The sequence below is a fragment of the Herbaspirillum huttiense genome (assembly GCF_047300815.1).
Taxonomy (GTDB): domain Bacteria; phylum Pseudomonadota; class Gammaproteobacteria; order Burkholderiales; family Burkholderiaceae_D; genus Herbaspirillum; species Herbaspirillum huttiense_A.
Genome location: NZ_CP178608.1, coordinates 2,501,695 through 2,525,836, shown reverse-complemented (window position 1 = coordinate 2,525,836; position 24,142 = coordinate 2,501,695). Strand labels below are relative to the sequence as shown.

The window sequence follows — 24,142 nt, the reverse complement described above, 5'->3', positions numbered from 1 at the left end:
ATGCGCAAACAAAACATATCTCTGCTGGCATCATCGTGCACATCCCTGCCAATGCTTAAAGAGGAAAATAATGTCAGCTATCACGACTAAAGTGCTTATAAATCGCAAAAAGCTACTGACAATGATCCCACTGTCAGAGCGCACTATTTTCAACATGGAACAGCGTGGACAATTCCCTCGTCGAATTGCATTGACATCCCGAAACGTCGCATGGGATTTAGCCGAAGTCGAGGCGTGGATTGAGACCCGCAAAACTTCGGGCGTTCAAGCTTCACGCCCTGGCCTTGCTTCCTGGATCATCGCTTAAGACTTCTGTTGGCATTGAAAATAGGTCTACGCCAGAAGAAGCAAACCTGACCTTGATTGGCTGGTACTAGGGCCGCTTTGCGGTCCACTCATCGATCATATTTGCCCAGTCCTGCAACATTCCGGTACGCTGCTCGCGGTATTCGGCCTTGTTATAAACAGCTCGCACACCTTTTTGCTCATGCGCCAAACACTTTTCAATCCAGTCAGTGTTATACCCGGCTTCATGCAATAAGGTACTCGCAGTGCGTCGCAAGTCGTGCGGTCCAAATTTCCCAAGTACCCGCCCCTCCTTCTGAGCCAGCCGATATGTCAAGGTCAGAACCTGGTTGAGTGTGGCGCTGCTCATCGGCAAATCGGAGTCGTACCGCGAAGGCAAAACATACTCAGATCCGCCCGCAAAAGTCTTGAGAGCTATGAAAATATCTAGGGCCTGCCTAGAAAGAAACACCAAATGAGGATTACGCCTCTTCATCCGTTCTTTCGGGATAGTCCAAAGCGCCTCACTAAAATTGATCTCGCTCCAGGTCGCGTTAGTCAGTTCACTTTTGCGAACCATCGTCAGCAGCAATAGCTTAGCCGCCGCCCGAATTGAAGGGGTAGTACCAATACGCTCAATGTACTGGTACATCAAACCGATTTCTTCCGGCGACAGCGCCCTGTCACGTGGCTCAAATCTAGCTATCGATGCCGGTCTCACTAGCTCAGCCGGATTCTCAATCTTTTGCCCACGCTCGATGGCCCAGCGAAAAATCTGAAAAACAACCTCTCGCGCATGAACGGCCGTCGCCGGCGCGCCGCGCTCCACAATGGCATCCGTCAACATTCGCAAGTCCTCGTGACCGATTTCAATCAGCTTCTGACTGCCGAATTTGGGTCTCAACTCGCGCTCGAAGATAGAGCGCCGCATATCGCGTGTCGAATCGGCCATTTGATATCCACGTAGCCACTTTTCTGCCCAAGCGCCGAAAGTCTCGATGTCTTTAACGCGTGCCTTATCTCGCGCCTTTTCTTTCGCCGGCGACTTCCCAACGGCAATCAGCTTCTTGGCCTCGCCCAGCCGCTCCCGTGCTTCTGACAAAGTAATTCCGCCAATACCATAGCGTCCGAACGTTATGGTTTCCTGGCGGCCATGAATGGAATAGTTGTAGCGAAAAGAGATGGATCCGGCGGGCGTTACTGCGACATAAAGGCCATCCCGATCATTCATTTTGTACAGTTTGTCAGTCGGCTTCAGATTGCGCAGCTTGGTATCGGTCAGCATAAATCCCCATTTTTGGCGTCGTCGATACCATGTGAAAAAAGCTCGTCCTAGGTCACACAATACTGAATAAAATCAATTAACTAGCATAATTCAGTACCATGCCCGCCCCAACGAACAGCTCATGGTATCGACACATGAACATGGCATCACGCATTGATAATACCAGCTCCAATACCACGGATAAATCTTGCTTGCCGCAACCAATCCTTGCCAGCCAATGCCAGGCCAAAACGCAAAAAAGCCCGCAGTGACGCGGGCTTCCGGGTGATGCGATGCTTTCAGTTGCCTGGCATTGCCAGACCCGAAATCATTCCCACTCAATCGTCGCCGGCGGCTTCCCAGAAATGTCATACACCACCCGGTTCAAGCCACGCACCTCGTTGATGATGCGATTGGACACGCGTCCCAACAGTTCATGCGGCAGATGCGCCCAGTGCGCCGTCATGAAGTCTTGCGTCTGCACCGCACGCAAGGCCACCACGTATTCGTAGGTACGGCCATCACCCATGACGCCCACCGACTTCACCGGCAGGAACACGGCAAAGGCCTGGCTGGTCTTCTCGTACCAGCTTTGACCATCTTCATCCTTCGTATTGCGCAGTTCTTCGATGAAGATCGCATCCGCACGGCGCAGCAGGTCCGCGTACTCTTTCTTCACTTCACCCAGGATACGCACACCCAGGCCAGGACCCGGGAACGGATGGCGATACACCATCTCCGGCGGCAGGCCCAGCGCCACGCCCAGTTCGCGCACTTCGTCCTTGAACAGTTCGCGCAGCGGCTCCAAAAGTTTCAGGTTCAGCGTTTCCGGCAGGCCGCCGACGTTGTGGTGGCTCTTGATGGTGTGGGCGGTCTTCTTGCCCTTGCCGGCGCTTTCGATCACGTCCGGATAAATCGTGCCCTGGGCCAGCCACTTGGCGCTGGTCAGCTTGGCCGATTCAGCCTGGAACACTTCCACGAACTCGCGGCCGATGATCTTGCGCTTGGCTTCCGGATCGGTCACGCCCGCCAGGTGGCCCATGAACTGTGCGGTGGCGTCCACATGGATCACCTTCACACCCAGGTTCTTGGCAAACATCTCCATGACCATCTTGCCTTCGTCCAGGCGCAGCAGGCCGTGGTCGACGAACACACAGGTCAGCTGGTCACCGATGGCGCGATGGATCAGCGCTGCGGCCACGCTGCTGTCAACACCACCCGACAGGCCCAGGATGACTTCATCGCTGCCCACTTGCTGGCGGATCATTTCGACGGCTTCGGCGATGTAGTCCGGCATGTTCCAGTCCGACTGGCAGCCGCAGATCTCGTGCACGAAGCGGCCCAGCATGGCCTTGCCCTGCACCGTGTGGGTCACTTCCGGGTGGAACTGCAGGCCGTAGAAACGGCGCTCTTCGTCGGCCATGCCGGCGATGGGGCAATTGCCGGTGGACGCCATGAGCTTGAAGCCGGCAGGCATTTCGTTGACCTTGTCGCCATGGCTCATCCAGACCTTCAGCATGCCGTGGCCTTGCGCATTGGTGAAGTCGCTGATGTTGTCCAGCAGCTTGGTGTGGCCGTGGGCGCGCACTTCGGCATAGCCGAATTCACGCAGGTGGCCGTTTTCGACCTTGCCGCCCAGTTGCTCGGCCATGGTCTGCATGCCGTAGCAGATGCCCAGCACCGGCACGCCCAGTTCGAAGACCGCCTGCGGGGCACGCGGGGTGTCGCCTTCGGTGACGCTGTTGGGGCCGCCGGAGAGGATGACGCCGGCCGCGCCGTAGTTGCGCACGAACTCGTCGGTCACGTCATGCGGGAATACCTCGGAAAACACACCGGCTTCGCGCACGCGGCGAGCGATGAGCTGGGTCACCTGGGAACCGAAGTCGAGGATCAGGATTTTCGAATGCGAATGCGTGGACATGGGCAGTGAGGTCTGGCTACGTTAAAAATGGACTTCTGAAAAGATCAACAGCCCGACAGCCTGGCACAAGGCCGGTGGACTGTCGGGCTGTGGCCGCATCGAAAATTACTCGGCGCGGTAGTTCGGGGCTTCCTTGGTGATCTGCACGTCGTGGACATGCGATTCACGCATGCCGGCCGAGGTGATCTCAACGAACTCGGCGCGCTCGCGGAAGTCGTCGATGGAGGCGCAACCGCAGTAACCCATGGAGGAGCGTACGCCACCCACCAGCTGATACAGGATCGCCACCACGGAGCCCTTGTAGGCAACGCGGCCTTCGATGCCTTCCGGCACGAACTTGTCTGCGGTGTTGTCGCCGTCCTGGAAGTAGCGGTCGGCCGAACCGTCCGCCATCGCACCCAGCGAACCCATGCCGCGATACGACTTATAGCTGCGGCCCTGGTACAGGATCACTTCGCCCGGGGCTTCTTCGGTACCGGCGAACATGCTGCCCATCATCACGGCCGAAGCGCCGGCGGCCAGCGCCTTGGCGACGTCGCCCGAAAAACGGATACCGCCGTCGGCGATCACCGGAACGCCAGTACCCTTGAGGGCTTCAGCGACGTTGGCGATGGCCGAGATCTGCGGCACGCCGACGCCGGCGACGATACGGGTGGTGCAGATGGAGCCGGGGCCGATACCGACCTTGACAGCATCCGCGCCATGTTCCACCAGAGCCTTGGCGGCGGCGGCGGTAGCGATGTTGCCGCCGATGACTTCGACGTGCGGGTAGCGGGTCTTGACCCACTTGACGCGGTTGAGCACGCCAGCAGAGTGGCCGTGGGCGGTGTCGACCACGATCACGTCCACGCCAGCCGCCACCAGCAGCTCGATGCGCTCGTCATTGTCCGGTCCGACGCCGACGGCGGCGCCCACGCGCAGCTTGCCGTGTTCGTCCTTGCAGGCGAAGGGGTGTTCGGTGGATTTTTCGATGTCCTTGACGGTGATCAGGCCGCGCAGCTCAAACGCATCGTTGACCACCATCACGCGCTCCAGGCGGTGCTTGTTCATCAGGCGCTTGGCTTCTTCCGGATCGGCGCTGGAGCCGTTTTCCTTGACGTAGACCAGCTTGTCGCGCGGGGTCATCTTGGCGCGGACTTCTGCGTCCAGTTCTTCTTCAAAGCGCAGGTCGCGGTTGGTGATGATGCCGACCAGCGCCTTGCCTTCCACCACCGGGAAGCCGGAAATGCCATGCTGCTTGGACAGCGCGATGACGTCACGGATCTTCATGGTGGGGGGAATGGTGATCGGGTCGCGGACCACGCCGGACTCGAAACGCTTGACCTTGGACACCTCGCGCGCCTGTTCCTTGGGCGTCAGGTTCTTGTGGATGATGCCGATGCCGCCCTCTTGCGCCATGGCAATGGCCAGGCGGGCTTCAGTCACGGTGTCCATGGCCGCCGAGACCAGCGGAATGTTCAGCGAGATGTTGCGCGTCAGGCGCGTGGTCAGGGAAGTATCTTTGGGGAGGATGTCCGAGAAGGCCGGAACGAGCAGCACATCATCGAACGTGAGTGCTTTTTGGAGAAGACGCATAGTGTTTCCTATAGGCGCAAAAGCGAATTATACAGAAAAGCTGAACGCGCGTCTTGCTCTACTTGCGTTTCTCCCTCCGGGCGTCGTAAAAATGCCGGAAGGCTGGGATGCTGGGCCGGGCAGCAGCGCCGCTCAAGGGCGGTCCGCTTGCTCCCGGTGCGCGGCACGGCGGCGGCGCGACTGCTTGGGGTCCGCAATCAGCGGCCGGTAGATCTCGATGCGGTCGCGTGTGCGCAGCACCGTGTCGAGCGTCTTGATCTTGCCGAAGATGCCGACCTTGCACACCGACAGGTCGATGGCCGGCTGCTCGCGCAGCAGGCCGCTTTCCAGGATAGCCTGCTGGATGGTACTGCCGGGGGCTACCTGCAGCTCCTGCAGGATCTGCAGGCCGGGGGCCGCGTAGCAGAGCTGGACTTGCAAAAAGGCCTCTTCAGCCATATATCTGTTCGGCGCGTTTGCAGAAGGAATCGACGAAGCTGTTGGCAATCATGCTGAAGACCGGCCCGATCACCCCTTCGAGGATGCGGCTGGAAAATTCATATTCCATGTCGAATTCGATCTTGCAGGCATCCTCGCGCAGCGGCTTGAAGGTCCAGCGGCCTTCGAAATGCTTGAACGGGCCTTCTACCAGGCGCATGGTCATGCTGGTCGGGCGCACGTTGGTGTTCTGGGTGCTGAAGGATTGCTTGAGGCCGTGATAATTGATCTTGATCTTGGCCGTGAGCGTATCATCACTGCGCTCGGAGACCTCGGCACCACCACACCAGGGCAGGAATTCAGGGTAATCCTCAACCTTGTCGACCAGGTTGAACATCTGCTCCGCGCTATAGTTGATCAGGACGGTTTTGTGTACGACTGCCATCGAGGGTGATCCGTTTGATAAAATCGCAAAGGCACAATTTTAACCGACGAGACGAATTTTTATTTAGATGAGCATTATTGATAACAAAAAGGCCTTTTTCGATTACTTCATCGAAGAGCGATTCGAAGCAGGCCTCGTCTTGCAAGGTTGGGAAGTCAAATCGATCCGCGCCGGCCGCGTGCAGCTCAAGGAAGCCTACGTGATCGTGCGCAATGGCGAGGTCTACCTGTTCGGCTGCCACATCAGTGCGCTGACCAGCACCTCCACGCACGTGCATCCGGAAACCACCCGTACCCGCAAGCTGCTCCTGAATGCCGCCGAGATCAGCAAGCTGATCGGCAAGGTGGAACGTTCCGGCTACACGCTGGTGCCACTGAACTTGCACTACAGCAAAGGCCGCGTCAAATGCGACATCGGCCTGGCCAAGGGCAAGAAGCAGCACGACAAGCGCGAGACCGAAAAGCAGCGCGACACCCAGCGCGAAATCCAGTCGGCGATGAAGCAGCATCGCCGCTGATCCCTTCCTGCCTCTCCTTGACTGCGACCACGGCTGCCTTGTGCAGCCGTTTTCATGTCCGCAAGCAGTGCGCTCAGCTCCACCCGGCAAAGCGTTCGCGGCAAGCGGCCACGATCTCTTGGACCACACTGCCCCACTGCCCGCGCTGCTGCTGGCGGAACAGCCTCACCGAGGAATACCAGGCACTCTGCCCGCCCTGCACGCCCCAGCGCCACTCGCCTTCCAGCCGCTGCGGCAGGAAGCACGGCAAGCCCAGCGCGCCGGCCAGGTGAACCACGGCGGTATCGACGCTGATGACCAGATCCAGCGCGCAGGCCAGCGCTGCTGAATCGGCCCAATCCGCCAGCGGGAAGGTCCTGAGCCTGTCCGCCAGCCCTTGATGCACGTTCTGATCAGCCAGCGGGATCTCGACTTGCAGGCTGACCACCTCTACCGGCAGCTCAAACAAGGGCAGCCACTCCGCCAGCGGCACATCGCGGCTGGGGTGCGGCGTGGCGTACTGACGCCCGGCCCAGGCCAGGCCGATGCGCGGGCGGCGCGGTGACGCCTCCACGCCGTCGCCGAGTTGCTGCTGCCACTGCTGAAGGCGGATCGGATCCACATGCAGGTAAGGCGCAAACGGCGCCTGGCTCGGATGCGGCAGATCCAGCAGGTAAGGAAGACTGAGCAAGGAAGCGTGGCAATCATGCGGACCAGCTTCACTCACATGCGGCACGCAGCGGATTTGCGGAAAGGACGGCGCAAGCACCGCCAGCAAGCCTGCGGGGGCGCACAGGGTGACCTGAGCCGCCTGCGCTGCCACCAGCGGCAGGTAGCGAGCAAATTGGAGGCAATCGCCCTGCCCTTGTTCAGACCAGATGAGGACGTGTTTGCCACTGAGCGACTCGCCAGGCTGCCAGCGCGGGCTGGGCGTGGCGATGGCGCGCCGGGCCAATTCCGGAATCTGGAAGCGCTCTTCATGTTCGCGCCAGCCCTCGGCATAGTCACCGCGAATGAGCAGCATATGCGCACGCCCCACGCGGGCTTGAGGGAAGTCCAGATGGCAGCGTAAAGCTTCTTCATATCCGGCCTGCGCAGCCTCGATGCGCCCCATGCGGCGCAGGATGTCGGCGCGATTGAAGGCGATCAGGGCGCGTGCTTCACCGTCGGCCGCGTCGTCGCGATAGCAGGCCAAGGCCTCTTCATGGCGGTTGAGCCGCAGCAGGATATCGGCATGCAGGGCCTGGTCCTCCAGCGCAGCCAGCGGGCGCGCTGCTTCGATGGTGGCCAGGGCGAGCAGCGGCTGATCGAGTTGGTAATACAGCCGGGCCAACAAGGTCCGCTGATCGGAACGCGGGGCCTCCGCAAGCGCGCTGGCCCACTGCTGCAGGACGGCACGATGAGCGACGCGGGCTTCGTCATAGTCGGGCACCAGGTCGAGGCAGCTTTCATAGGCTGCTGCTGCGGCGGCCAGGTCGCCCGTCTCATGCAACAGGCTGGCTCGCTGCATGAGCACCGGGAGGAAGCTGGCATCGAGCATCAAGGCCTGATCCAGCGCAGCGATGGCAGCCTCGGGCTGCCCGGCGCCGCGCAGGGCGATGGCCTCGCACATCAGGCCCATGATGCCGGCCAGGTTGGCAGGGTCGGGAGCATTCATGGCCGGCAGCTTAGCATGGCTGCCGCGCCCGGCACTGCCCTTGCCGTCACGCCGTGGTGTCGATCAGGTTGCCGGTAGTCTTGCCTGCGGCCAGCTTGCTCTGCAGGCTTTGCAGGAAGCTGGAGAGCGAAGTCGTGGACGAGGACGCTCCCAAGGAACCGAGCAGGTTGCTGAACGCACTCTGCAGCGAGGACACCGTGCCGTCACCGGAGCCAGAGTCGGTGCCATTGCTGTTGCCGGAGAGGCTGGAGATGAGGCTCTGAAGATCCGCTTCCAGCCCGCCTCCCGGTGGCGGCGGAGGGCCGCCGGGCGTGTAGGCGCGAGCGGTGGCATCGGTACTGGTTGAACTGCCAGTGCTGGTGGTGCTGGTGGAGCTGGTCGTACTGCTCGTGCTGCTGGCATCGCTGGTGGCCGCTACGCTGCCCGTGCTGCTGTCCGAGGACGAGGTGGTGCTGGCCGGTGGCGGTCCCGGCGGCGGATTGTTCTGGCCCTTCAGGGCCGCCATCAATTCCTGCAGGAAGGCATCGAGCTTGGAATCGACGTTGCCGGAGGAGACGCTGCTGCTGGAGGAAGTGGTGGTCGCTGACGTCACCGACGTGGCACTGGTGGCGGAGCTGTCGAGATCGACGCCGAGCGCAGACAGGATATCCTTGAGCGCGCCGATCAAGCCACCGCCCTTGTCACCGCGCGGCGGCGGTGGCGGCGCATCCATGCGCGGCGAGGCGCTGGTGGAAAACCCGCTGGTCCCGGACAACCCCGACAGATCGGCGAGACTGAAATTGCTGGACGACACGCTGCTGATGGCCATGACGGACTCCTTTTATTGTGCGCAATGCCCCATGCATCGCTCCCTTGTACGCACCAAAAGTATCGGTCATCAAGGCGTGTTAAGTTCACGCCTGCTGCGTAAAGCCGAGTAAAGTCTTGTTAAGCCCGTGTCGGCAGCACTCCCGCGCGGGCCAAGCCTGGCGCGGGTTGCCGGCAGGCACTTGTGAACTTCCCTGTCCCGGAATGCGAGTTCGCGCGGCATCCGGGCATACCGCAAGGCGCGGTAAATGAATGTAAAGATGCAATTGTAAAGAAGGCCGGAAACACTTCTGCAAAACCTTTTACGGCATATTACGGGCTGCCGACGCCCTGCGGCCTGGAGGCAGGGCAATTCGAGAATGGAATGCAGCAATGTCTAAAGTGCTTTTGATCGACGATGACGTGGAACTCGTCGAGATGCTCAAGGAATACCTGGAGCAGGAAAAATTCGAAGTCAACGTCGCACATGACGGCGAAGCCGGCGCCGCCGAGGCGCTCACCGGCCAATACGCCATCGCCGTGCTGGACGTGATGATGCCGCGCCTCAATGGCGTGGACACCCTGCGCCGCATCCGCGCCAAGAGCAACATGCCGGTGGTGATGCTGACCGCCAAGGGCGATGACACCGACCGCATCATCGGTCTGGAGCTCGGGGCCGACGACTACGTCCCCAAGCCCTGCACGCCGCGCGAGATCGCCGCGCGCATCCGCGCCATCCTGCGCCGCGCCTCGGCCGAAAGCAGCGAGCAGGCACCCTATTCGCCGCTGGCCGTGGGTGCCCTGTCGATGTGGCCGGAACAGCGCCGCGCCACCTGGAATGGCCGTCCGCTGGAACTGACCAGCAGCGAATTCAACCTGCTCGAAGTGCTGGCCCGCAATGCCGGCAAGCCGGTCAGCAAGCAGACCCTGTCGGAGCAAGGCCTGGGACGCCCGCTGGCGCGCTTCGACCGCAACATCGACGTCCACCTCTCCAGCATCCGCCAGAAGATCGCCGCGCTGGGCAGCGACAAGAGCTGCATCCAGACCGTCTACCGCCTGGGCTACCAGTTCATCAAGGAATAAAGTGGGCCGGCTTTTCTGGAAGTTCTTTTTCTTCATCGCGATCGCCCAGATCACCGCCACCTTCGGCGTGGGCGTGCTGTTCTGGATCGAGAACCTGGAACGCAGCAACCGCAGTTCGGAGATCGACCTCAGTCCGCCGGCTTCCTTCATGATCCGCGCGGCCGCCGCCACCCTGCAGTTCGGTGGCCCGGAAGCCTTGCGCAGCCTGATCAACGAGGGCCGGCCGCATCGCCTGCAGCTCTATGCGGTGGACGAAGACAACCAGGACCTGATGGGCCGCGAAGTCTCCCCGCATCTGGTGGAACAAGCGCGCCGCGTGCTGGCCACCGAACGCGAGCGCCGCGTGGTGGAACTGGTCAAGGCCGCCAACGGCCACAGCTACCTGATGTTCGTCCCCACGCCCAACGACGAGTTCGGTCCGCCCCCGGGCGGCATGCCGGGCCGCGAGCCGCGTTACATGAAGGATCGCGGCGGACCCAAGCCGCTGTTCTTCCCCACCATGCCCATTGCCGTGGCGCTGGTGGCCAGCCTGGTGTTTGCGCTGCTGCTGGCCTGGTATTTCTCGCACCCGATCCGGCACCTCAAGAATGCCTTCAACCAGGCCGCCAATGGCAACTTGGACCAGGAACTGGAACCGGTCATGAGCGCGCGCAACGATGAACTGGCCGACCTGGGCCGCGACTTCGACGCCATGACGGCCAAGCTGCGCACCTTGATGGAAAGCCAGCGCCGCCTGCTGCACGACGTCTCGCACGAGCTGCGTTCGCCCATTGCGCGCCTGCAGATGGCCATTGGCCTGGCGCGCGTGCAGGACAAGGACAAGCTGGAACTGACCCTGGAACGCATCGAGCGCGAAAGCGTGCGCATGGACAAGCTGGTGGGCGAATTGCTGACCCTCTCGCGGCTGGAAGCCAACGTCCCCGGTTCGATGGAAGAAGCCATCGCCATCGAGTCCATGCTGGCCGACATGACCAGCGACGCCAGCTTCGAAGCCGAGGCGCTGGGCAAGCGGGTGGAAAGCCGCATCGATGGCCGGGTGCAGGTCAAGGGCAATCCGGAACTGCTTTATCGCGCCATCGAGAACGTGCTGCGCAATGCCATCAAGCACACGGCCCCCGAGACGGCGGTGCAATTCGTGGCCGAGATCGACGAGGTCAACAAGCTGCTGCACCTGTCCATTCTCGATCGCGGACCGGGCGTGCCGGAGGAAGAGATGGACAGCATCTTCGAACTGTTCTTCCGCAGCAGCCGCACCAAGAGCAACAGTGCCGGACATGGACTGGGGCTGTCGATTGCACGGCGCATCGTGGAAGCGCACCAAGGATTCATCCGCGCCGCCAACCGGCCCGATGGCGGACTGCGGGTGGACATCACGCTACCCTTCATGGCCGATGAGCCGGCACGGGGAGACACTGCCGAGATCTGATCGCCGCCTCGCGTGCGATAGGCACGATATGAACAATATAAACGATATGCACCAAGACCAAGCCCCGTCCGGCTTTACGCCGGACGGGGCTTTTCAATGGGGTTTGGGTGGATGAATTATTGCGCAGCAGAAGGCAATGCCGCCGGATTGACGATGGCATTCATCAACCCGCGCTGCACCGCCACTTGGAAGGCCTGCAGCTCGCTCACGCCCTGCTCCGGCGGATAAGGAATCGGCAGGCGGTTCATCAGCACCGCCCAGGTCCAGCCATCGGCACGCGATTGCAGGTAGGCGTAGGTGCCGGTAGTCAGTGCGCCACTGTGGGAGAGGATCTCCACGCCATTGCTGCGGGTCACCACCCAGCCCAGGCCATAGTTGTTCTCGGCCTGTGCGGGATTGCGCTGCTTCATCAGTGCCAGCGTCTGCGGTTGCAGCAAGCCGGCAACGCCCCGCCCCTGCGTCGCATCGGCAAAGTGCACCAGGTCGGCGGCCGTGGCGATCCAGCCGGCGGTGGCATCCATGGCCTTGAAATGCAGGGCCGAATAGGATTCCGGCCCGGTGGCGCCACTACCATCGCGATCGGCCACGGCGGGCCAGCGCGGATCATCATAGTAGACGGTCTCGTTGGCGGCGCGCTCGATGCGGTGGTCGCCAGCGATGGCGGCATCCTCCACTGCAGCGGGCTTGAAGACCAGTGCCTGCACCGCCTCTTCATAGGACATGCCGGACTTCTGTTCCACCAGGCGTCCCAGGACGTTGTAGGCAAAATTACTGTAGAAGTACTCCGTGCCTGGCGCCGCATCCAGCAGGCGCTCTTTGAGCACGTAGGCGATCACGTCGCGGGCCGAGGCCGGAGCGGCCACCTGGCGCGCCTTGGCGATATTGACCAGGTCATATTGCGGATCGTAGTCGCTGCCACCCCAGCCGCTGGTGTGCTGCAAGAGATCTCGCAAGGTAATCTTCAGGACCCGCTGGTCCAGTGGCTGGGCAAAGTCGGGATAGGCCGCATCGGGCAGCAAACCATCCGGACCGAACACGGGCCGATCCAGCACCTGCGGCAACTCCTTCTCGAAGAGCTTGAGCACTGCCACCGCCGTCACCGGCTTGGAGACGCTGCCGATCCGAAAACGCGTCAGCGGCGTGACCGGCGTATTGGACTCAGTCACCGCCATGCCATACCCGCGCTGGTAGACCAGCTTGCCCTGGTAGGCAATGGCGATGCTGGCGCCGGGCACGGGATATCGGCCCAGCAATTGCGTCATCTGCTGGTCGACGCGTTCGGCCAGGGCGGCGGTGTCGGCGGCTTCCTGGGCCTGCGCGGAAATGCAAGCCGACAGCAAACCGGCCGCCATCAGCGCCGCCCACGGCTTGAACGATAAAACGGAAACGAAACGTGGACGCATGGCTTACTTCTGCTGCTTGACGACTTGCAGGGCCGAGGCGATCAGCCCGCTCATGTCCGCCAGGTTGGCCGGCACGATGATGGAATTGTTGGTCTTGGCCAGCTTGCCGAAGGCGTCCACATACTGTTCGGCGACCTTCAGGTTGACCGCATCCGAACCACCCGGCTGCTCGATGGCGGCGGCGGTCTTGCGAATCGCTTCCGCGCTGGCTTCGGCGATGGCGAGGATGGCCGCAGCCTGGCCCTCGGCACGGTTGATGGAGGCCTGCTTCTCGCCTTCGGAGCGGGCAATCGCGGCTTCGCGCTCACCGGTGGCGATGTTGATCTGTTCCTGCTTGCGCCCTTCCGAGGCAGCGATCAGGGCGCGCTTCTCGCGTTCGGCAGTGATCTGGGCCTGCATGGCGTGCAGGATTTCCTTGGGCGGGGTCAGGTCCTTGATTTCATAGCGCAGCACCTTCACGCCCCAGTTCTCGGCCGATTCATCGATGGCACTGACGATGGCGGTGTTGATGTGGTCGCGTTCCTCGAAGGTTTTATCCAGCTCCATCTTGCCAATCACCGAGCGCAGCGTGGTCTGCGCCAGCTGGGTGATCGCCGCGATGTAGTTGGAGGAGCCATAGGAGGCGCGCATGGGGTCGGTGATCTGGAAGTACAGGATGCCGTCGACCTGCAGTTGCGTGTTGTCCTTGGTGATGCAGACCTGGGGCGGCACGTCCAGCGGGATTTCCTTGAGGATGTGCTTGTAGGCCACGCGGTCGATGAACGGCACCACGATGTTCAGGCCCGGGGCTAGCGTGGCGTGGTACTTGCCCAGGCGTTCGACCACCCAGGCGTGCTGCTGCGGGACCACCTTGACCGTCTGCACGACGAAGACGATGGCAAGGAAGAAAATGACCAGAGTAACGCTACCCAGCATGAAATTCTCCTGAAAACGAGAGGGGGGAAGGAAATGAAGACGCCGATCAACGCGGCGCCACCAGCAGGCGGCTGCCACGGATTTCGCGGATGACGAAGCTGCCGGGACTGGCATGATGGCCGGGCAGCAGCTCGACATCCCACTGCGCGCCACGATAAGGCACGCGCGCCATGAACTGGTTGCCGTGCACTTGCCAGGCCGGGACCTCGACGCTCTGGCCGATATCGAGCAGGAGATTGGGATCATCGTTGGCGCTGCTGCGGCGCAGCCGCCCATACGGGCTGCGGCGCAGACCGAGCACCGCAGCCACGCCGACCACGGCGGCCACCAGCAACTGCCACTCCAGCATCAGGCCGCACCAGGCGGCGACGGCACCGGCCACCAGGCCCAGCGCAATCATGAGCAGGTAAAAGGTGCCTGTGAAGAGTTCTGCACCTAACAGCGCGCCGGCCAGCACCAGCCAGAGTGACCAGTCCGTCATCGTCGAATCCCCATGAAGAAAACTGCAAACACCCGCAGTCTACTGCAGCTTGAGAAAATAAAACAAAGGCGCGGACATTTCTGTCCGCGCCTTTCACTTCTTTCGAAGTTGGTCGTCAGTGACGCTTAAAGCTTCATCACTTCTTGCTTCATCACTTCTTGGCCAGCTGCTGCCAGGTGTCGATGACGGTATCGGGATTCAGCGAGATGGACTCGATGCCTTGGTCCATCAGCCATTCGGCGAAGTCCGGATGGTCCGAAGGACCCTGGCCGCAGATACCGACGTACTTGCCCTTTTCGCGGCAGGTGGCGATGACCTTGGTCAGCAAGGCCTGCACGGCCGGATCGCGCTCGTCGAAGTCGGCGGCCAGCAGTTCCATGCCGGAATCGCGGTCCAGGCCCAGGGTCAGCTGGGTCAGGTCGTTGGAACCGATGGAGAAGCCGTCGAAGTGCTCCAGGAACTGCTCGGCCAGGATGGCGTTGGACGGGACTTCGCACATCATGATGACGCGCAGGCCGTTCTCGCCACGCTTGAGACCATACTTGCCCAGCAGACCAATGACCTTCTCGGCCTGGCCCAGGGTACGCACGAAGGGCACCATCACCTCGACGTTGGTCAGGCCCATGTCTTCACGCACGCGCTTCATGGCCTGGCATTCCATCTGGAAGGCTTCGGCGAAGTCGTGGGCCAGGTAACGCGCGGCACCACGGAAGCCCAGCATCGGGTTTTCTTCGTCCGGCTCGTAGCGCGAACCGCCGATCAACTTCTTGTACTCGTTGGACTTGAAGTCCGACAGGCGCACGATCACCGGCTTGGGCCAGAAGGCCGCCGCGATGGTGGCGATGCCTTCAGCCAGCTTGTCAACGTAGAAGGCCTTGGGCGAAGCATGGCCGCGGGCGACCGATTCGACGGCCTTCTTCAGGTCGGCGTCGATGTTCGGGTATTCCAGGATGGCCTTGGGGTGCACGCCGATGTTGTTGTTGATGATGAATTCCAGACGCGCCAGGCCGACACCGCCGTTGGGGATCGACTGGAAGTCGAAGGCCAGCTGCGGGTTGCCCACGTTCATCATCACCTTCAGCGGGATCGGGGGCAGTTCGCCACGGGCCACTTCGGTTACTTCGGTTTCCAGCAGGCCGTCGTAGATCTTGCCTTCGTCGCCTTCGGCGCAGGAGACCGTCACCAGGGTGCCGTCCTTCAACACTTCGGTGGCATCGCCGCAACCGACCACGGCCGGCACGCCCAGCTCACGCGCGATGATGGCGGCGTGACAGGTACGGCCACCGCGGTTGGTGACGATGGCCGAGGCACGCTTCATGACCGGTTCCCAGTTGGGGTCGGTCATGTCGGCCACCAGTACGTCGCCCGGCTGCACGCGTTCCATTTCAGCCGGATCGCTGATGACGCGCACCGGACCGGCGCCGATCTTCTGGCCGATCGCACGGCCAGTGGCCAGCACGGTGCCGGAGCTCTTGAGCTTGAAGCGCTGTTGCGCATCGGTCGCCTTCTGCTGCGACTTCACCGTCTCCGGACGGGCCTGCAGGATGTAGAGCTTGCCGTCGCGGCCGTCCTTGCCCCATTCGATGTCCATCGGACGCTGGTAGTGCTTCTCGATGATGGTGGCGTACTTGGCCAGTTCCACCACTTCGGCGTCGGTCAGGGAATAGCGGTTGCGCAGTTCCACCGGCACATCCACGGTCTTGACCGAACGGCCGGCCTTGGCTTCGCCGGTGAACTCCATCTTGATCAGCTTGGACCCCAGGTTGCGGCGGATCACCGGCTGCTTGCCCAGTTCCAGCATGGGCTTGTGGACGTAGTATTCGTCCGGGTTCACGGCACCCTGCACCACGGTCTCACCCAGGCCATAGCTGGAAGTGATGAAGACCACATCCTTGAAGCCGGATTCGGTGTCGATGGTGAACATCACGCCGGCCGCGCCCACGTCCGAACGGACCATGCGCTGCACGCCGGCCGACAGGGCCACTTCGGCGTGCGTGAAGCCCTTGTGGACGCGATAGGAAATCGCGCGGTCGTTGTAGAGCGAGGCGAAGACGTGCTTCATCGCTTCGAGCACGTTGTCGATGCCGACCACGTTCAGGAAGGTTTCCTGCTGACCGGCGAAGGACGCGTCAGGCAGGTCTTCTGCGGTGGCGGAGGAGCGCACGGCGAAGGACATCTCGGCGGTCGAATCGGCCACCAGCTTGTCGTAGAAGGCACGGATTTCCTGGTCCAGGCGGGGCTGGAACGGGGTCTCGATGATCCATTGACGGATCTCGGCACCGGCTTGCGCCAGCGAACGCACGTCATCGATGTCCAGGCCTTCGAGGCGCTGGGCAATGCGGGCGGCCAGGGTCGGGCCGCCATCGGCGCTGTGCTCCAGGAAATCACGGAAAGCTTGCGCAGTCGTGGCAAAACCGCCCGGCACGCGTACACCGGCGCCGGCCAACTGGGAAATCATTTCTCCCAGCGATGCGTTTTTGCCACCGACGGACTCGACGTCCGTCATGCGAAGAGTTTCAAAGGAGGCTACGTATACCGCCCCCTGGGTGTTTGCTGCGTTGGACATGACTACCCCTAGCTTGATGATAAGAAATCTTCGCGGGCGCGGCATGGGTCGGTTTATTTTTGTTATTCTGCGACGGTTGCGGCAGCAGGTGCGGCTTCGAGGACCAGCCCAGGGACAGCATCAGGCGCGCAGCCACACCGAGGACGTTTGCCATTGCAAACATCATCAGGAATTCGGGCAAATTGCGCAGCGACATGACGGTCATCAAGATGGGCTTCTCGAAATTGTTGCCAAGCATTGTACCGCGTGAAATCATTTTTGTTCGTAGCACCCAATACTTTTTCTATTTTCCAAAAGACAACTAAATGCTCGACCCCATGCCGATCCCGCACCCTTCCCCCGTCGTGGCCGCCAACCGCACCGTGTTCTTCGTCTCCGACGGTACCGGGATCACTGCGGAGACCTTCGGGCATTCGGTGCTGAGCCAGTTCGAGCTGCGTTTCAAGCAGATCCGCCTGCCCTTCATCGATACCCTGGAAAAGGCCCACGACGCCACCCGCAAGATCAATGAAGCCTACGCGGTGGATGGCAAGCTGCCCATCGTCTTCTCTACGCTGGTGAAGTCGGAACTGTCTTCGGTGATCCGGCGCGCCAAGGCCATGCACATGGACCTGTTCCAGACCTTCGTGGAGCCGCTGGAGCAGGAACTGGAGATGAAGTCCACCCACACCATCGGCCGCAGCCACAACACCACCGATTCCGAGGAATACCGCAACCGCATCGAGGCCATCAATTTCTCGCTGGCGCACGATGACGGCCAGTCCAACAAGAACCTCTCGGAAGCCGACGTGATCCTGGTGGGCGTGTCGCGCTCGGGCAAGACCCCGACCAGCCTGTACCTGGCCATGCAGTTCGGGATCAAGTGCGCCAACTATCCGCTGATCCCGGAAGACTTCGAACGCGAAAAGCTGCCCAGCGGGCTCGTACTGCACAAGAAGAAGATCTTTGGACTCACCATCGCCGCCGAACGCCTCTCGGAAGTGCGCAATGAACGCCGTCCCGGCAGCAAGTACGCCGCGCTGGAAAATTGCCGCTATGAAATCAACGAGGCCGAGAAGATGATGCGCCGCGAAGGGATACGCTGGATGTCGTCGACCACCAAGTCCATCGAGGAAATCGCCGCCACCATCCTGCAGGAGATCAAGCTGGAGACGCGCTGACCGACTGTCGGCGTGAAAATTCAGTGCGCACGCGGGTGCGCTTCTTCGGACCGTTGATGGTGGTTTCCATGGTGAAGGAGTCTTCACCATGGGCTGTATACACTGCGTTATAGCAGTCCGGGCCGCACAGGTGATCAGCGGCCGGTATCAGTTCCTGTCCGCGTAACAGATAGTCCTGATAAGGCTGGCCGACGCGCTCGCCGTCGGCGAACAGCACGCACAGGCGCTCCGGGCCAAAGCGATAGTCAAAGACGCGGGAAAACGGAATCAAGCGGCCAGGCGCGCCGGTCATGCGCAGTTGGCCCTGCTCGCGGTAGACCAGCTGGCCCGGCGTCTGGCCTCTAGTGAAACTTAGTTCACCTGACGCCGTGGCTTGCGGGCTTTCGCTGCCTTCCCAGATGGTGCGGCTGAAGATCCATTCCCCGAGGAAGTAATCGGCCATGGCGGCCAGATCGATGGGGGGAAAAGCAGCCATGATACGCGCCGCCCTCAGCGCCCGACGGTACGCTGGCGCAGTTGTTCGAACAGGCAGACGGCCGCTGCCGCCGCCACGTTGAGCGACTCCATCTCACCCAGGTGCGGGATCACCACTTCATGGGTGGCCGCATCCTGCAAGGCCGGCGACACGCCCTGCCCTTCATGTCCCAGCAACCAGGCCACCGGGCCGGACAGGTCGCAATCGTAAATGGTCTGGGCCGCGTGCGAACTGGTGGCCAGCAAGGGGATGCGGCTGGCGGCGCACAGAGCGACCAGGTCGGCATTCTCGAAGATGTCCAGCACGAAATGCGCGCCCATGCCGGCCCGCAGCACCTTGGGTGACCAGGCGGCGGCGGTACCCGGCGAGCAGAACACTTGCTTCACCCCAGCTGCGGCTGCACTGCGCAGGATGGAGCCGAGATTGCCCGGATCCTGCAGGCCATCGAGCAGCACCGCTGATTCCTTCAAGGCAGCCGGGGCCACCGGCTCGGGCGTACTCACCAGCAACAGCAGGCCCACGCCGTTCTCCACGGTACTGATGGCGTCATACAGCTTTTCGGCCAGCACCAGGCATTGCGCGTGCAACGCTTCACATTGGGCCAGAATCGGCGCTACTTCCGGGTGATACTGGGCGCTCTCGGCCACCACGCACACCTGCGGCGCGCCGCGATGCTGCAGCCAGGCCTGCGCCAGGTGCACGCCATCCAGCAGGCTCTGGCCGGCGCGGCGGCGGGCCTGGCTGCTGGTGGCCAGTTGCTTCAAATCCTTGAAGACCGGGTTGTCCTTGGAAGTGATCAGTTTCATGCCTGTCTCGCTCACGCCATCACCACCGTCTGGCCGGCCAGCAAGGCCCTGACCGGCGCATAGGAACGCCGATGCACCGGCGAGACGCCATGCAGGCGCAGCATTTCCAGGTGCAGCGGGGTCGGATAGCCCTTGTGGCGGTCGAAACCGTAGTGCGGATAGGTGTCGTGCAAGACCAGCAGTGCCGCATCGCGCGCGGTCTTGGCGAGGATGGAGGCGGCCGAGATGGCCGGCACCTTGTCGTCGCCCTTGACGATGGCTTCGGAGCGGATGCTCATGACCGGGCAGCGGTTGCCATCGATCAATGCCAGCGTGGGCAGAGTGGAGAGTGCTTCCACCGCGCGGCGCATGGCCAGCATGCTGGCGTGCAGGATGTTGAGTTCGTCGATCTCCTGCTCGTTGCAGGAGGCAATGGCCCAGGCCAGGGCCGATTCCTTGATCTCCAATGCCAGGCTATCGCGCGCGGCTTCGGAAAGCTTCTTGGAGTCGCGCAGGCCCTTGACCGGACGCGCCGGATCAAGGATCACGGCGGCGGCGAAGACCGGACCGGCCAGCGGACCACGGCCGGCCTCATCGACGCCGCAGATGATCTCGCCGGTAGTGTCGTCAAACAAAGCCAGGGTCTGGGGGGCCGCCTTGGGCATAGCAATTTCCTTCATCAAACTTTCACACGGATCGCCGCAGCGATCCTTCTTTCGGCACGTCAACGACGGCGCGCGCCAATGACTTCACACACCGCGTTGGCGCTCTCCCGGCTGGTATCGCGCAGCAGGGACTGGTGCATGTCGGCAAAGCGCCGTACCAGCCGCTGCTGGTGCGCATGGTCTTCCAGCTGGTGCCACATGGCGTCTGCCAGGGCTTGGGGCGTGGCCTGGTGCTGCAGCAGTTCCGGCACCAGGAAGTCGCGCGCCAGGATATTGGGCAGGCCCACCCAGGGCTGGTAAGCCATGTGTCGCATGATCTGGTAAGAGGCCCAGTTGACCTTGTAGGAGATCACCATCGGCTTCTTGTACAAAGCCACTTCCAGCGAGGCCGTGCCCGAAGCTACCAGCACCGCATCCGAGGCTTCCATCGCACTGTGCGACTGGCCACGGATGACGCTGATGCCAAGATCTTCATATCCGCCCTGGCGAATCTGCTCTTCAAAAAAGGCCATCTGCCGGTCACCCGCCATGGGCGTGACGAACTGCAATTGGGGATCGCGCTGCCGCAACAGCCGTGCCGCGGCGAGGAAACCTTCGCCGTTCTGCTTCAGTTCGCTCATCCGGCTGCCCGGCAGGATGGCCACCACCCTGCCCGGCCCGGTCAGTCCGAGGCGCTGGCGTGCGCCGGCGGTATCGGGTTGCAGCGGGATCACCTCGGCCAGCGGATGGCCGACGTAGGTCACCGGGACGCCCGCCTGGCGGTACAGGTTTTCCTCGAAGGGAAAGATCACCAGCATGTGCGACACCGCGCGCTGGATCTTCTTGATGCGCCAGCCACGCCAGGCCCAGATCTGCGGGCCGATGAAGTGGATGGTCGGGATGCCGGCCTTTTTGAGCTGTTCTTCCAGGCCCAGGTTGAAGCCGGGATAGTCCACGCCCACGAAAACATCCGGACGGTCCGCCAGCAGCTTGTCGCGCAGCGACTCCTGGATGCCCTTGATCTCGCGGTAACGCGGAATCACCTCGAACAAGCCACGCACGGTCAGCTTGTCCATCGGCCAGTCGCTGGCAAAACCTTGCGCCATCATGTGCTCGCCACCGATGCCGTGCAGGCGTACCTCCGGCAGGCGCTCGCGCACCCCGGCCAGCAGGCGGCTGCCCAGCAGGTCGCCCGAGCTTTCGCCGGCCACCAGTGCAATCGACTGGCGGCGGGTAATGTCAGCGGATGATGCCACGGGCCGAAGCCTCGATGAATTCGCGCAGCAAGCGGATGTGTTCAGCGCTGTGGGCCGACTTGGCTTCCATCTCCGCCAGTTGCTGCTTGGCTTCCTCCAGCGGCAGGCCGGCGCGGTAGATCACCTTGTAGGCGCGCTTGATCTCCATGATCTGCTCGCTGGTGAAACCACGGCGCTTCAAGCCCTCGCTGTTGATGCCAGCGGGCACCGCACGGTTGCCCGCCGCCGTCACGAAGGGCGGCACGTCCTGGCTCACGGCCGCCGTAAAGGCGGTCATGGCATGGGCGCCGATATGGCAGAACTGGTGCACGGTGGTGAAACCACCCAGGAACACGTGGTCACCCAAATGGACGTGGCCGGCCAGCGTGGCATTGTTGGCCAGGATGATGTGGCTGCCCAGCTGGCAGTCGTGCGCCAGGTGGACGTAGGCCATGATCCAGTTGTCGTTGCCGATGCGGGTTGCGCCGCCATCCTGCACGGTGCCCCGGTTGAAGGTGACGAATTCGCGGATGGTGTTGCGGTCGCCGATCTCCATGGTGGTGGGCTCGCCGGCGTACTTCTTGTCCTGCGGTGCGGCACCGATGGAGGCGAACTGGAAAATCTCGTTGTCACGGCCAATGGTGGTGTGGCCTTCGATCACCACATGGGGACCGATGCGCGTGCCCGCGCCGATGCGCACGTCAGGACCGATGACGGCATAGGCGCCGATCTCGACCGATTCGTCGATCTGCGCTCCGGGGGCAATCACTGCGCTGGGATGGATCTTGGACATGTCCTGTGCTTCGATGGGTTCACTTGTTGCACATCTTGCAATGAAGCAATCTGCACAATGAATCAGGCCCGGCGCGATCTTGCCGATCACCGCCGGGCCTGGCTTGATGCGTCAAGCCTGCAGGCAGGCCTGGACTCAGGCGCTCTGGCTGGCGTCGGCGGCGCTGCGCATGGTGCACATCAGGTCGCCTTCCACAGCCACCTGGCCGTCCACGGTGGCCACGGCACGGTATTTCCAGATGCCACGGGCACGGCGGGTGATTTCCACTTCCATCTTCAGTTGGTCGCCCGGTTCCACCGGACGCTTGAAGCGGGCATTGTCGATGCCGACGAAGTAGACCACGGTATTTTCATCGGGCTTGCGGCCTTCGGTCAGGAAGGACAGCAGCGCCGCAGTCTGGGCCAGCGCCTCGATCATCAGCACGCCCGGCATCACCGGCTTGTGCGGGAAGTGGCCGTTGAAGAATTCTTCATTCACGGTCACGTTCTTGATCGCGGTGATGGTCTTGCCGCTCTCCCAGTTCAGCACGCGATCAACCAGCAGCAGCGGATAACGGTGCGGCAGGTACTGTTTGATTTGATTGATGTCGAGGCTATTCATTCTCTTCTTGATTCTCTGAAAGCGGGGCTTGGCCTGCTTGTTCTTGTGTCAACGTTTTAAGCGATTTTTCCAACGCCCGGATTTTCTCACGCATCGTGCCTAGATTGCGCACCAATGCAGCGGATTTTTCCCAGTCGCGATGTTCGGTGATGGGATAGAAGCCGGTGTATTGCCCTGGCTCAAGGATGGAACGCAGGGCCAGCGTACCGGCCGAGACGTGCACCTTGTCAACGATGGTGATGTGGCCGTGGATCATGGCCGCGCCGCCGATGGAGCAGTATTTGCCGATTTTCGCGCTGCCCGCGATGCCGGCACAGGCGGCAATGGCGGTATGGGCGCCGATGTGGCAGTTGTGGGCGATCTGGATCTGGTTGTCGAGCTTGACGCCCTCCTCGATCACGGTATCGGCCAGGGCACCGCGGTCGATGGTGGTATTGGCGCCGATTTCGACGTCATCACCGATCATGACACGGCCGACTTGCGGAATCTTGATCCATTGCCCGGCTTCGTTGGCGAAACCGAAGCCATCGGCGCCGATCACCGCGCCCGAATGGACGATGCCGCGCGCACCGATCTCGCAGGCGTGATGCAGGGTGGCACGGGCGTGGAAATGGGTGTCCTCACCGACCTTGGCGTGGTGGCCGATGAAGCTGCCGGCGTCGATGCGGGCGCGGGCACCGATGACGGCACCGGCTTCGATCACCACCAGCGGGCCGATCACGGCGTCCGGCGCGACCTGGGCCGAAGGATCCACCACGGCGCTGGCATGGATGCCGGCGGCGGGACGACCCTCAGCTTCGGCCTGGAACATCTGGGCGGCGCGGGCGAAATAGGCGTAAGGATTGCGGGTGACGATACGGGCACCGGCATAGCCCTGCACCTGGGCGTCGTCCGTCTCGGACAGGATCAGCGCCGCCGCCTGGGTCTGGTCGGCTTGCGCACGGAACTTGGGATTGGAGAGGAAGGTGATGTGGCTGGCACCGGCGGCATCCAGCGGCGCGATGCCATCGACCGCGATGGCCGCATCACCCTTGATCTGACCGCCCAGGCGCTCGACCAGTTGCTGCAGTCGAATACTCATCTTGGCTTTTCCGAATGATAGGCGTTGCTTGGCTGACCGTAGAACAAAGGCCACCCTGAAGGCAGCCCCTGAAGCGACATGCGGGCGCAGGACGTTGCCGTCCGGCGCCCGCATGGTGAAGGCGGCAATTACTTGGCCAGTTCCTTCAGGACCTTGTCGGTGATGTCGATGCGCTTGGAAGCGTACACGGCTTCCTGGAAGACGATGTCGTACTTCTCGGCTTCGGCGATCTGGCGGATCACCTTGTTGGTGCGTTCCAGCACCACGGACAGTTCCTCGTTGCGGCGCTGATTCAGGTCTTCGCGGAATTCGCGCTGCTTGCGCTGGAATTCCTTGTCCAGGTCGGACAGGTCACGCTGGCGCTTGGCGCGGTCGGAGTCCGACAGCACGGCGGCGTCCTTGTCCAGCTTGTCGGACTGGGTCTTCAGGCGCGCGGCCATGTCCTGCAGCTCACGGTCACGCTTGGCGAACTCGGCTTCCAGCTTGGTCTGTGCGGCCTTGGCCGGCGCCGCTTCGCGGAAGATGCGCTCGGTGCTCACGAAGGCGATTTTCGAGCTCTCCTGCGCATGGGCGGGAGCAATGCTCAACAGGCAGGCAGCCATCACGATGGACTGCAGGGACAGGAACGATTTGGTCATGAACTTCAAGA

General features: G+C 62.1%; 25 protein-coding genes. 5 read left to right on the top strand and 20 right to left on the bottom strand.

From position 1 onward, the window contains the following. Positions 1–70: 70 nt before the first annotated feature. Positions 71–307: a helix-turn-helix transcriptional regulator gene (locus tag ACLRDN_RS11710; RefSeq protein ID WP_139970872.1), complete on the top strand. Its 237-nt coding sequence runs from the start codon at positions 71–73 to the stop codon at positions 305–307. 66 nt (positions 308–373) lie between these two features. Here the strand turns inward: ACLRDN_RS11710 and ACLRDN_RS11705 are convergent, their stop codons facing one another. From ACLRDN_RS11705 to ACLRDN_RS11685, 5 genes are all read right to left on the bottom strand, one after another. Beyond that, positions 374–1,570 (bottom strand): tyrosine-type recombinase/integrase, encoded by a 1,197-nt coding sequence (locus tag ACLRDN_RS11705; RefSeq protein ID WP_413460147.1) that lies wholly within the window; start codon positions 1,568–1,570, stop codon positions 374–376. Positions 1,571–1,877: 307 nt separating this feature from the next. Then, on the bottom strand, positions 1,878–3,470 hold the full coding sequence (guaA, locus tag ACLRDN_RS11700; RefSeq protein ID WP_145602311.1) for a glutamine-hydrolyzing GMP synthase: 1,593 nt from the start codon (positions 3,468–3,470) through the stop codon (positions 1,878–1,880). Between the two features lie 105 nt (positions 3,471–3,575). Further along, on the bottom strand, positions 3,576–5,045 hold the full coding sequence (guaB, locus tag ACLRDN_RS11695; protein WP_145602312.1) for an IMP dehydrogenase: 1,470 nt from the start codon (positions 5,043–5,045) through the stop codon (positions 3,576–3,578). 132 nt (positions 5,046–5,177) lie between these two features. Next, positions 5,178–5,483 (bottom strand): RnfH family protein, encoded by a 306-nt coding sequence (locus tag ACLRDN_RS11690; RefSeq protein ID WP_413460146.1) that lies wholly within the window; start codon positions 5,481–5,483, stop codon positions 5,178–5,180. Further along, entirely contained in the window at positions 5,476–5,907 is a 432-nt protein-coding gene (locus ACLRDN_RS11685; protein WP_413460145.1) for a type II toxin-antitoxin system RatA family toxin, read from the bottom strand. The genes ACLRDN_RS11690 and ACLRDN_RS11685 overlap by 8 nt, the downstream gene beginning before the upstream one ends. Before the next feature lie 67 nt (positions 5,908–5,974). Between ACLRDN_RS11685 and smpB the strand changes: the two genes are divergently transcribed. Then, a complete protein-coding gene (gene smpB / locus ACLRDN_RS11680; protein WP_039788244.1) occupies positions 5,975–6,424 on the top strand; it encodes an SsrA-binding protein SmpB in 450 nt (149 codons plus the stop codon). Between the two features lie 73 nt (positions 6,425–6,497). Here smpB and ACLRDN_RS11675 read toward each other — a convergent pair whose 3' ends face one another. Beyond that, the gene (locus tag ACLRDN_RS11675) at positions 6,498–8,060 is read right to left on the bottom strand and encodes a hypothetical protein (protein ID WP_413460144.1); all 1,563 of its coding nucleotides are present in this window, start codon (positions 8,058–8,060) and stop codon (positions 6,498–6,500) included. Between the two features lie 46 nt (positions 8,061–8,106). After that, entirely contained in the window at positions 8,107–8,868 is a 762-nt protein-coding gene (locus ACLRDN_RS11670; protein WP_413460143.1) for a hypothetical protein, read from the bottom strand. Positions 8,869–9,239: 371 nt separating this feature from the next. On the opposite strand from ACLRDN_RS11670, the gene ACLRDN_RS11665 reads away from it, so the two are divergent. After that, entirely contained in the window at positions 9,240–9,929 is a 690-nt protein-coding gene (locus tag ACLRDN_RS11665; protein WP_039788247.1) for a response regulator transcription factor, read from the top strand. 1 nt (position 9,930) lies between these two features. After that, entirely contained in the window at positions 9,931–11,355 is a 1,425-nt protein-coding gene (locus tag ACLRDN_RS11660) for an ATP-binding protein (RefSeq protein ID WP_413460142.1), read from the top strand. A gap of 116 nt (positions 11,356–11,471) precedes the next feature. On the opposite strand, the gene ACLRDN_RS11655 is transcribed toward ACLRDN_RS11660, so the two are convergent. The 5 genes from ACLRDN_RS11655 to ACLRDN_RS11635 all read right to left on the bottom strand — a co-directional run bounded on the left by ACLRDN_RS11655 (position 11,472) and on the right by ACLRDN_RS11635 (position 16,976). Continuing rightward, on the bottom strand, positions 11,472–12,758 hold the full coding sequence (locus ACLRDN_RS11655) for a serine hydrolase domain-containing protein (RefSeq protein ID WP_413460141.1): 1,287 nt from the start codon (positions 12,756–12,758) through the stop codon (positions 11,472–11,474). Positions 12,759–12,761: 3 nt separating this feature from the next. After that, positions 12,762–13,673, bottom strand: coding sequence for an SPFH domain-containing protein (locus ACLRDN_RS11650; RefSeq protein WP_034336986.1), 912 nt, complete (start codon positions 13,671–13,673; stop codon positions 12,762–12,764). A gap of 46 nt (positions 13,674–13,719) precedes the next feature. Continuing rightward, positions 13,720–14,154 carry an NfeD family protein gene (locus ACLRDN_RS11645; RefSeq protein WP_413460140.1) on the bottom strand — a complete coding sequence of 145 codons (435 nt, stop codon included), beginning with the start codon at positions 14,152–14,154 and terminating at the stop codon, positions 13,720–13,722. A 151-nt stretch (positions 14,155–14,305) separates the two neighbouring features. After that, the gene (gene ppsA / locus ACLRDN_RS11640; protein WP_276840754.1) at positions 14,306–16,660 is read right to left on the bottom strand and encodes a phosphoenolpyruvate synthase; all 2,355 of its coding nucleotides are present in this window, start codon (positions 16,658–16,660) and stop codon (positions 14,306–14,308) included. A 10-nt stretch (positions 16,661–16,670) separates the two neighbouring features. Continuing rightward, on the bottom strand, positions 16,671–16,976 hold the full coding sequence (locus tag ACLRDN_RS11635; protein ID WP_288066213.1) for a hypothetical protein: 306 nt from the start codon (positions 16,974–16,976) through the stop codon (positions 16,671–16,673). A 49-nt stretch (positions 16,977–17,025) separates the two neighbouring features. On the opposite strand from ACLRDN_RS11635, the gene ACLRDN_RS11630 reads away from it, so the two are divergent. Then, positions 17,026–17,880, top strand: coding sequence for a pyruvate, water dikinase regulatory protein (locus tag ACLRDN_RS11630; RefSeq protein ID WP_039788257.1), 855 nt, complete (start codon positions 17,026–17,028; stop codon positions 17,878–17,880). Here ACLRDN_RS11630 and ACLRDN_RS11625 read toward each other — a convergent pair. The 8 genes from ACLRDN_RS11625 to ACLRDN_RS11590 form a co-directional block, all read right to left on the bottom strand. Then, positions 17,861–18,355 (bottom strand): DUF6314 family protein, encoded by a 495-nt coding sequence (locus ACLRDN_RS11625; protein WP_413460139.1) that lies wholly within the window; start codon positions 18,353–18,355, stop codon positions 17,861–17,863. The genes ACLRDN_RS11630 and ACLRDN_RS11625 overlap by 20 nt on opposite strands. A gap of 14 nt (positions 18,356–18,369) precedes the next feature. Continuing rightward, positions 18,370–19,161 (bottom strand): TrmH family RNA methyltransferase, encoded by a 792-nt coding sequence (locus tag ACLRDN_RS11620; RefSeq protein ID WP_413460138.1) that lies wholly within the window; start codon positions 19,159–19,161, stop codon positions 18,370–18,372. Between the two features lie 11 nt (positions 19,162–19,172). Next, positions 19,173–19,805 carry a ribonuclease HII gene (rnhB, locus tag ACLRDN_RS11615; RefSeq protein WP_413460137.1) on the bottom strand — a complete coding sequence of 211 codons (633 nt, stop codon included), beginning with the start codon at positions 19,803–19,805 and terminating at the stop codon, positions 19,173–19,175. A 59-nt stretch (positions 19,806–19,864) separates the two neighbouring features. After that, entirely contained in the window at positions 19,865–21,040 is a 1,176-nt protein-coding gene (gene lpxB / locus ACLRDN_RS11610) for a lipid-A-disaccharide synthase (protein ID WP_287019664.1), read from the bottom strand. Continuing rightward, on the bottom strand, positions 21,024–21,812 hold the full coding sequence (lpxA, locus tag ACLRDN_RS11605; protein ID WP_039788266.1) for an acyl-ACP--UDP-N-acetylglucosamine O-acyltransferase: 789 nt from the start codon (positions 21,810–21,812) through the stop codon (positions 21,024–21,026). Before lpxA ends, lpxB begins: the two co-directional genes overlap by 17 nt. A 135-nt stretch (positions 21,813–21,947) precedes the next feature. Beyond that, the gene (gene fabZ / locus ACLRDN_RS11600) at positions 21,948–22,412 is read right to left on the bottom strand and encodes a 3-hydroxyacyl-ACP dehydratase FabZ (RefSeq protein ID WP_006462531.1); all 465 of its coding nucleotides are present in this window, start codon (positions 22,410–22,412) and stop codon (positions 21,948–21,950) included. Further along, positions 22,405–23,493 carry a UDP-3-O-(3-hydroxymyristoyl)glucosamine N-acyltransferase gene (gene lpxD / locus ACLRDN_RS11595; protein ID WP_413460136.1) on the bottom strand — a complete coding sequence of 363 codons (1,089 nt, stop codon included), beginning with the start codon at positions 23,491–23,493 and terminating at the stop codon, positions 22,405–22,407. The genes fabZ and lpxD overlap by 8 nt, the downstream gene beginning before the upstream one ends. Before the next feature lie 128 nt (positions 23,494–23,621). Further along, on the bottom strand, positions 23,622–24,095 hold the full coding sequence (locus ACLRDN_RS11590; RefSeq protein WP_413460385.1) for an OmpH family outer membrane protein: 474 nt from the start codon (positions 24,093–24,095) through the stop codon (positions 23,622–23,624). Between the last annotated feature and the right edge of the window lie 47 nt (positions 24,096–24,142).

Excerpts from the sequence above, each read along its gene's own strand:
- ACLRDN_RS11710 (WP_139970872.1), top strand. The coding sequence starts at position 71 with ATGTCAGCTATCACGACTAAAGTGCTTATAAATCGCAAAAAGCTACTG.
- ACLRDN_RS11705 (WP_413460147.1), bottom strand. The coding sequence starts at position 1,570 with ATGCTGACCGATACCAAGCTGCGCAATCTGAAGCCGACTGACAAACTG.
- guaA (WP_145602311.1), bottom strand. The coding sequence starts at position 3,470 with ATGTCCACGCATTCGCATTCGAAAATCCTGATCCTCGACTTCGGTTCC.
- guaB (WP_145602312.1), bottom strand. The coding sequence starts at position 5,045 with ATGCGTCTTCTCCAAAAAGCACTCACGTTCGATGATGTGCTGCTCGTT.
- ACLRDN_RS11690 (WP_413460146.1), bottom strand. The coding sequence starts at position 5,483 with ATGGCTGAAGAGGCCTTTTTGCAAGTCCAGCTCTGCTACGCGGCCCCC.
- ACLRDN_RS11685 (WP_413460145.1), bottom strand. The coding sequence starts at position 5,907 with ATGGCAGTCGTACACAAAACCGTCCTGATCAACTATAGCGCGGAGCAG.
- smpB (WP_039788244.1), top strand. The coding sequence starts at position 5,975 with ATGAGCATTATTGATAACAAAAAGGCCTTTTTCGATTACTTCATCGAA.
- ACLRDN_RS11675 (WP_413460144.1), bottom strand. The coding sequence starts at position 8,060 with ATGAATGCTCCCGACCCTGCCAACCTGGCCGGCATCATGGGCCTGATG.
- ACLRDN_RS11670 (WP_413460143.1), bottom strand. The coding sequence starts at position 8,868 with ATGGCCATCAGCAGCGTGTCGTCCAGCAATTTCAGTCTCGCCGATCTG.
- ACLRDN_RS11665 (WP_039788247.1), top strand. The coding sequence starts at position 9,240 with ATGTCTAAAGTGCTTTTGATCGACGATGACGTGGAACTCGTCGAGATG.
- ACLRDN_RS11655 (WP_413460141.1), bottom strand. The coding sequence starts at position 12,758 with ATGCGTCCACGTTTCGTTTCCGTTTTATCGTTCAAGCCGTGGGCGGCG.
- ACLRDN_RS11650 (WP_034336986.1), bottom strand. The coding sequence starts at position 13,673 with ATGCTGGGTAGCGTTACTCTGGTCATTTTCTTCCTTGCCATCGTCTTC.
- ACLRDN_RS11645 (WP_413460140.1), bottom strand. The coding sequence starts at position 14,154 with ATGACGGACTGGTCACTCTGGCTGGTGCTGGCCGGCGCGCTGTTAGGT.
- ppsA (WP_276840754.1), bottom strand. The coding sequence starts at position 16,660 with ATGACGGACGTCGAGTCCGTCGGTGGCAAAAACGCATCGCTGGGAGAA.
- ACLRDN_RS11635 (WP_288066213.1), bottom strand. The coding sequence starts at position 16,976 with ATGATTTCACGCGGTACAATGCTTGGCAACAATTTCGAGAAGCCCATC.
- ACLRDN_RS11630 (WP_039788257.1), top strand. The coding sequence starts at position 17,026 with ATGCTCGACCCCATGCCGATCCCGCACCCTTCCCCCGTCGTGGCCGCC.
- ACLRDN_RS11625 (WP_413460139.1), bottom strand. The coding sequence starts at position 18,355 with ATGGCTGCTTTTCCCCCCATCGATCTGGCCGCCATGGCCGATTACTTC.
- ACLRDN_RS11620 (WP_413460138.1), bottom strand. The coding sequence starts at position 19,161 with ATGAAACTGATCACTTCCAAGGACAACCCGGTCTTCAAGGATTTGAAG.
- rnhB (WP_413460137.1), bottom strand. The coding sequence starts at position 19,805 with ATGCCCAAGGCGGCCCCCCAGACCCTGGCTTTGTTTGACGACACTACC.
- lpxA (WP_039788266.1), bottom strand. The coding sequence starts at position 21,812 with ATGTCCAAGATCCATCCCAGCGCAGTGATTGCCCCCGGAGCGCAGATC.
- fabZ (WP_006462531.1), bottom strand. The coding sequence starts at position 22,412 with ATGAATAGCCTCGACATCAATCAAATCAAACAGTACCTGCCGCACCGT.
- lpxD (WP_413460136.1), bottom strand. The coding sequence starts at position 23,493 with ATGAGTATTCGACTGCAGCAACTGGTCGAGCGCCTGGGCGGTCAGATC.
- ACLRDN_RS11590 (WP_413460385.1), bottom strand. The coding sequence starts at position 24,095 with ATGGCTGCCTGCCTGTTGAGCATTGCTCCCGCCCATGCGCAGGAGAGC.